Here is a 6,646-nt window from a genome sequence, read left to right on the forward strand (position 1 = left end):
GATTCAGTCGGCAGGATCAGAATTTGAACTCGGCCAGATTTTCGGGGGTCACAATTTTCGCCGGTCCAAGGATCAATTCGCCGCCGGCTCCAATCGTATATTCGCCGAGCCTGCCTGCCTTGAACTTCTCACCTTCCTTGCCGGTGATCTTGCACTGCGCAAGCGCCTGGGCCGTCTGATAGGTCAGATAGCCAAGATCGGTGACATTCCACCAGATATCCTGCGCGGCGCCGTCCTTGATGTATTTCGAGATCAGGGTGGCCGGTGCCAAGCCAGTCAGCTTGACTTTGCCGATCATGCCCGCCTCCTCGAGTGCACGCGCGGCCGCCGGAAGGCCTATGCCCGCAGGAACGATGATCACCTTGAGATTCGGAAACGCCTGCACCAGCGCCAGGGCCTGCTGCTGGTTGATCTGCTCGCTTTCTTCGCCATAAGCGACCTGCACCAGTTTCATCTTGGAGAATTTCGGCTCGGCCGCCATTTTCGCCTTCATGAAGTCGATCCAGGCGTTCTGGTTGGTCGCCGTGGGCGTCGAAGACAGGATGGCGAATTCGCCTTCACCGCCGCTGAGATTGAATGCACTTTCCAGCATCATTTCGGCGAGACTGTCGCCCTTCACTTGATTGACGAATACCGCGCGGGCATCGGCCGCCACATCGGAGTCATACGAAATCACCCGGACGCCCTGCTGGACGGCACGCTTCAGCGCAGGCGCAACCGCATTGGCGTCGTTACCGGCAATTGCGATGACCCCGACCTTCTGCGACACGAGGCTGTTGATGAATTCGATCTGCGCCTCAGCCGTTGCCTGCGATGGGGCGACCTGGGTAGCGGTGCCGCCAATTTCCTTCGCCGCCTCTTCGGCGCCTCCAAAAGCCACCTTGAAGTAGGGGTCGGTGTCGAGCTTGGGCAGGAAACCAACCGTTACAGGTTCCTTGGCGCACTCCTGGCTGAAGGCAAGGGAGGTCGGCGCAAGCAGAACCGCGGATGCGAGCAGGACTAATCTAAACGCTTTCATTTTAACTCCTCCGTCAAAATTCGGGCTTGAAAGAAGGGGCCCGACATTACCCCTTGGTCTCGCGCATGGCGCGCGATCTGCTGAGCATCTCCTGTGTGGAGCGCCAGTAATTGCCTACCAGCAGCGAACCGATCAGAAGCAGGCCGATGATCATGCCCTGCGCGTCGCCGCCGATCTGGTTGAGTGCCAGCACGTTGCGGACGATGGCGATCAGGACCAACGCCAGCATGACGCCGGTCAGGCGGCCCTTGCCGCCAAAGACGCTGACGCCGCCGAGCAGCACGATTGTGATGACGTCGAGTTCCATGCCGAGCGCATTGTTGGCGCGGGCATTGGAGAGGCGGGCGGTATAGACGATGCCGGCAATGGCAGCGATGACGCCTGAAACCACGAACAGGTTCAGGACCATCCGGCGCGTGTTGATGCCGGAATAGCGCGCCACTTCGGGGCTGCCGCCAAGCGCGTAGATGCGCTTGCCGGTCGGCGTCTTCTGCAGGATGACGGCAAACACTGGCGCCAGCACCAGGAACGGCACGATGGTCCACGGTATCTCGGTGCCGGGCAGGTTGTTGATGCCGAAATCGACGACCGCAGGCGGCAGGATGTTGACCGAACCGGTGCCGAGCAGGATGTAGCCAATACCGCGATAGAGCGCCATGGTGCCGAGCGTCACCACCAGCGACTGCAGTCCCAAGCCCGAGACCAGATAGCCGTTGAAGGCGCCGAGCAGGCCACCGGCGACGAGCGTCAGCGGGATCGCCGCCAGCGTCGGCATGCCGGCCTGGACGAGCAGGCCAAAGATCACGGATGTCAGCGCCAACACCGAGGCGATCGACAGGTCGATTTCGCGGGTGATGATGAGCAGCGTCATCGGCAGGATCAGCAACGCCTTTTCCGAGGCGCTCGCGGCCAGTTGCGAAAGATTGAAGCCGGAAACAAAGTTCGGCACGAACCTCGCCGCGTAGAGGAATATGGCCAGGCAAGAGATCGCCAGCAGCAGATCCCAGAAGTCGATCGAACGGAGGAACTTTCTCATCTCGCCCTCGCCTGTCTTGCCTGCTCCGCGCGCCGCACGATGAAGGTGTCGATGCCGATGGCGACCAGGATTACCAGGCCGTAGACGCCCTGCAGCCACAGCGGGTCGACGCGCACCAGCGTCAGCCCGTTCTTGATGACCAGCAGGGTGAGCGCGCCAAGGATGATGCCGAGCAGGGTGCCCGAACCGCCGCGGATGGCGACGCCGCCGACCACCGCCGAAGCGATCACGGTGAGTTCGAAGCCGAGCGCGACACGCGCATCGATGGTGGCGTAGCGGGATGCCCAGAGCCCGCCGCAGAGGCCGCCGAGCAGGCCGGCCATGCCGAAGGCCAGAAGGATGCGGCGGTCGACGGGGATGCCGATGAGACGTGCTCCGTCCGGGTTGGAGCCGGTGGCAAACAGTTCGCGCCCAGTGGCCGTGCGATAGAGCAGCACGTAGCCTGCGCACAGGATGACAATGGCGATGACGACGATCAGCGGCACGCCGGCGATCTTCAGGCCGGTCATGTCGAGCCAGGCTTGTGTGACCTCGTCGGCGCTGATCTGGTCGCCCGCTGCCCAGATCGAGTTGAAGCCGCGAAAGATGGACATCGAGGCCAGGGTGACGACGATGGCGGGGATCCTTCCCCTGGTGACGACAAGGCCGTTGATCAGGCCAGCGACACCGCCGACCGCGCATGCGGTCGCCAGGCCGATGCCGATGTCGAGTCCCGGATAGGCCTGGACCATGCTGGCCGCCATGTAGGCCGAAAGACCGATCACCGCGGCGATCGAAAGGTCGATATTGCGGGTGATCAGCACCAGCATCTGTGCGAGTGCCGCAACAACCAGCAAGGCAGCATCCATCGACACGGCGGTCAGGTTTGCGACGCTCACCATGCGCGGGTTGATGATGGTGACCGGAATGGCGACCGCCAGGATCGCGGCGAGCAGCCCGAACTCTCGCCGCTTCAGGAAATCGAGCGGTCCTTTTTTCTTCTCGTTGAAGACGGCGCGTTCCGCCTGCGTCGCCGGATCGACGCGCTCGTCGGTCTTCGTCGCCGCTTCCAGCACCTTTTCCTGGGTGGCTTCGCCCCTGGCGAATTCGGCCATCTGATGACCTTCGCGCAGAACGACGACGCGATCGCACATGCCGATGAGTTCGGGCATTTCGGAAGAGATCAGGATGATCGCCATGCCCTGCGCCGCAAGGTTTGCGATCATCGCGTGCACTTCCGCCTTGGTGCCGACATCGATGCCTTGCGTCGGCTCGTCGAGGATGAGGACGCGCGGTTCGGTGCGCAGCCATTTGGCCAGCACTACCTTCTGCTGATTGCCGCCGGACAGTTCCTTGACCGGCTGTCGGTAGCCGGAAAAGCGCAGCTTCATGCGCTTCAGCCAGTCCGCAACCAGGTCGATCGCGCGATCCGTGCGGTAGAGGCCTGCCGGGGCGGCTTTGTCGAGTATTGGCAGCACGGCATTGTCGAGGATGGAGAAATCCATCACCAGGCTCTGGCCCATGCGGTCTTCCGAGACATAGGCGATGCGCGCATCCATGGCGTCGCGCGCCGTAGCGAAGCGCACAGCTTCGCCGTCGATCAGGATTTCGCCGGCGTCCGGCTGGTCGATGCCGAACAGCACACGCGCGATCTCGGTCCGCCCACTGCCGACGAGGCCGCCAAACCCGAGCACCTCTCCAGCGTGGAGCTTGAGATCGATGCCGGAAAAGCCGCCGGCGCGTGACAGCCCCCTCGCCTCCAGCACAAGCGCGCCGGTGGCGTGGCGCCGTTCGGGATAGAGGTCGGTCAGTTCGCGGCCGACCATCATGCCGATGGCGGCGGCACGGCCAAGCTCTGCCTTCGGCTTGACGCCGACAAGGCGCCCGTCGCGTAGCACCGCGATGCGGTCGGCGATGCGGAAGATCTCGTCCATGCGGTGGCCGACGAACATCATCGCCACGCCATGCAGCCGCAGATCGGCAACGACGGTGAAGAGCCGCTCGACCTCGCGCTGCGACAGGGCCGCCGTGGGCTCGTCCATGATCAGCACACGCGCGTCGAGCGAGAGCGCGCGGGCGATCTCGACCAATTGCTGTTCGGAGGTGCGCAACGTTCCCAGCCGCGTTTCGGCCGGCACGCCGAGGCCGACCGTCGCCAGCACCCTGCGCGCGCCAGCCAGGATGGCTGCGTTGTCGATGCCGCCGAAGCGGTCGCGCGGCATGTGACCGAGATAGATGTTTTCTGCAACTGAAAGGTCCGGGAACAGGCCGGGATGCTGGTGCATGACCGCAATGCCGGCGCCCTGGGCGTCGTGCGGCGAGTGGAAGACCACTTGCTTGCCGTCGACCTCGACATGGCCGCTGGTGGGAGAATACACCCCGGCCAGCAACTTCACGCAAGTGCTCTTGCCGGCGCCGTTTTCGCCAAGCAGCGCCAGCACCTCTCCGGAGCGCAATTCGAAGGACGCGTCCTTAAGGGCGATGGTGCCACCGAAGGCCTTTGTCGCTTGAACCAGGGCAACGGGGACAGCCACGTTCCTCGTCACCGCAGCATCGGCTTCGCCATGTGCGCCTGAGTGCAGCACCTCTCCTCCCCAGTCATGGTTCAGTCATTGTTATTTTTTCAATTTGCTATATTAAATGGGCCGAAGCCGCAACAGGAAAATTGACTTCCATTGCCCCGGCGGGCACTGTCGTGTCGCGCACAAGCGCGGTCGGAACGCCTCGACCGCAGCAGCTTCACAGCTGTGGACGGCCAAGCTGGCTCGATGAAAAAATGAATGGAGGCGCCGGTTTTGTCTGGAAAAGGCAGCAATTCTGTCAAGGTTCGGCATTACAATGAGCGTTTCGTGCTCGATGCCATCCGACGACTGAAGGAGGCTTCCAAGTCTGATTTGGCGCGCGCCGCAAATCTGACACCGGCGGCTGTCGCAACCATTGTCGATGGGCTGGAGTCCTCTGGTTTCGTAAAGCAAGTGGGAAAAAGGTTCGGGCAACGCGGATCCCCTTCCACACTTTACAGGCTCACGCCGGAGCGCATCTACAGCGTCGGCATCAAGATCGGACGGCGTGCGCTGGAAGCCGTGCTGGTAGACTTCGCCGGCGAGGTCCGGGCCCGAGAGTCGCACGAATACCGGTTTCCGGACCCCGATCTGGTGCTCAGGGCCGGAAATATGTCGCTTGCCAATTTCGGCAAGGTGGTCGCCGGACTTGGCGATGCCAGCATCGTCGGCGTCGGCATTGCCTCGCCCTATTTCCTCGGTGGCTGGAGCGACGAGCTCGGCTTTCCCGATGATCTTGGCAGCCGCTGGGACGCAATCGACCTGACGACATTCTTCACCACCCGGTCGAAGACCCCGGTCTTCGTGGAGAACGACGCGTCATCGGCGGCGTTGGCCGAACTCATACAGGGGGCGGGTGCGCGGTTCCGCGACTTCATGCACATCTCGATCGACACTTTCGTCGGCGGCGGGCTGGTGCAAGGCGGCAAGGTCCATACCGGTCCGCATGGCAACAGCGCCGCGCTCGGCCCGCTGCCCGTCTCGCCTTCAAGCCTCGATTCGGTGGCAACCAAGCCGGCACGTTACCAGAGCCTGCTGCACCGCGCCTCGATCTACGTGCTGGTCAATCATCTCAAGTCTCGCGGCGTCGAGATAAATCGTGTCCGGGAACTGGATCCGCTGCCGCCAGGGGCGCGCGAACCACTGTTTGAATGGATCGACGATTGCGCCAACGCGCTGGTCGAGGCGATCATCGCCATCACCTCTGTCATCGACGTCGAGGCGATCGTTCTCGACAGCATCCTGCCGCGCCCCATCCATCTCGAGCTGTTGGCGAGGGTGCAGACCCAGTTCAACCGGACCAGCGCTATGGGCATCGTAGCGCCGGAAATCGTGTCGGGACAATTCGGCCCCGAGGCGTCGCCGATCGGCGCGGCCATGTTGCCATTTTCGGCACTGCTAGCTCCCGACAGCGGCGTGCTGATGATTGGCAAAGACAGAACAATGCTGCTTGGTAGTCTTTCTAGGCTTGCCGACCAAAGCTAGCTAAGCGGAGGCTCAGTCGCAGATAGACGGGGCCGCGGCCTGCGCAATCAGGCTTAGCAGGTATCGCAACGGGTCAGTGAGACCTCCGTCGGCACTCCGCCGAGGGCCATAGTCAGTGCTGCTCGTCCTCAGCCTGTTCTCCCCGCCTCGACGAAGTAACATGCTTCGCGGACATCTTAGATCATACCAACCGTGTTAACTGGCCACTGGGCCAATAAGCACGCAGTCCAACATAACTGTGTGCCTGGCGTATCGCCGATGGAGATCCGGCGCCATAAGAGGGTTGATCGGTTTCGACCGACCACAATCTCTCGGATTTTCGTCTTGACTAGCTTCCCATTACCGAACTTTGGCCATTCGTTCCAGAACACATACCCCATCGGCAGTTTGTAGCGTTCAATCTTGTCTGCAGCCAAGTATCAACGTGGGAGCGCGACGTGCGAGGTGAACGTGAAGCATTTGCCTGGTTCTCTGGAATATTCCGCGACTTCGACAAAGACCGAAGACCGTCGCATCTAGGACGCAGTCTGGATACGCTTTCCCGGCCCCATTCGGCTGTTTCTGGAG

4 protein-coding genes are annotated in these 6,646 nt (G+C 62.2%); 1 reads left to right on the forward strand and 3 read right to left on the reverse strand.

The genetic code is table 11. The features are described 5' to 3' along the window. Positions 1-16 precede the first annotated feature (16 nt). Genes OOJ09_RS29690 through OOJ09_RS29700 form a run of 3 tightly spaced genes read right to left on the reverse strand, consistent with a single transcriptional unit; the run spans position 17 to position 4,618 of the window. Positions 17-1,018, reverse strand: coding sequence for a rhamnose ABC transporter substrate-binding protein (locus OOJ09_RS29690; protein ID WP_269908615.1), 1,002 nt, complete (start codon positions 1,016-1,018; stop codon positions 17-19). Positions 1,019-1,064: 46 nt separating this feature from the next. Next, on the reverse strand, positions 1,065-2,054 hold the full coding sequence (locus OOJ09_RS29695) for an ABC transporter permease (protein WP_269908616.1): 990 nt from the start codon (positions 2,052-2,054) through the stop codon (positions 1,065-1,067). Further along, positions 2,051-4,618: an ATP-binding cassette domain-containing protein gene (locus OOJ09_RS29700; RefSeq protein ID WP_269908617.1), complete on the reverse strand. Its 2,568-nt coding sequence runs from the start codon at positions 4,616-4,618 to the stop codon at positions 2,051-2,053. The genes OOJ09_RS29695 and OOJ09_RS29700 overlap by 4 nt, the downstream gene beginning before the upstream one ends. Positions 4,619-5,008: 390 nt before the next feature. Between OOJ09_RS29700 and OOJ09_RS29705 the strand changes: the two genes are divergently transcribed. Beyond that, positions 5,009-6,079, forward strand: coding sequence for an ROK family protein (locus OOJ09_RS29705; protein WP_269908618.1), 1,071 nt, complete (start codon positions 5,009-5,011; stop codon positions 6,077-6,079). Positions 6,080-6,646: the final 567 nt, after the last annotated feature.

Source organism: Mesorhizobium qingshengii (assembly GCF_027563465.1).
GTDB classification, from domain to species: domain Bacteria; phylum Pseudomonadota; class Alphaproteobacteria; order Rhizobiales; family Rhizobiaceae; genus Mesorhizobium; species Mesorhizobium qingshengii_A.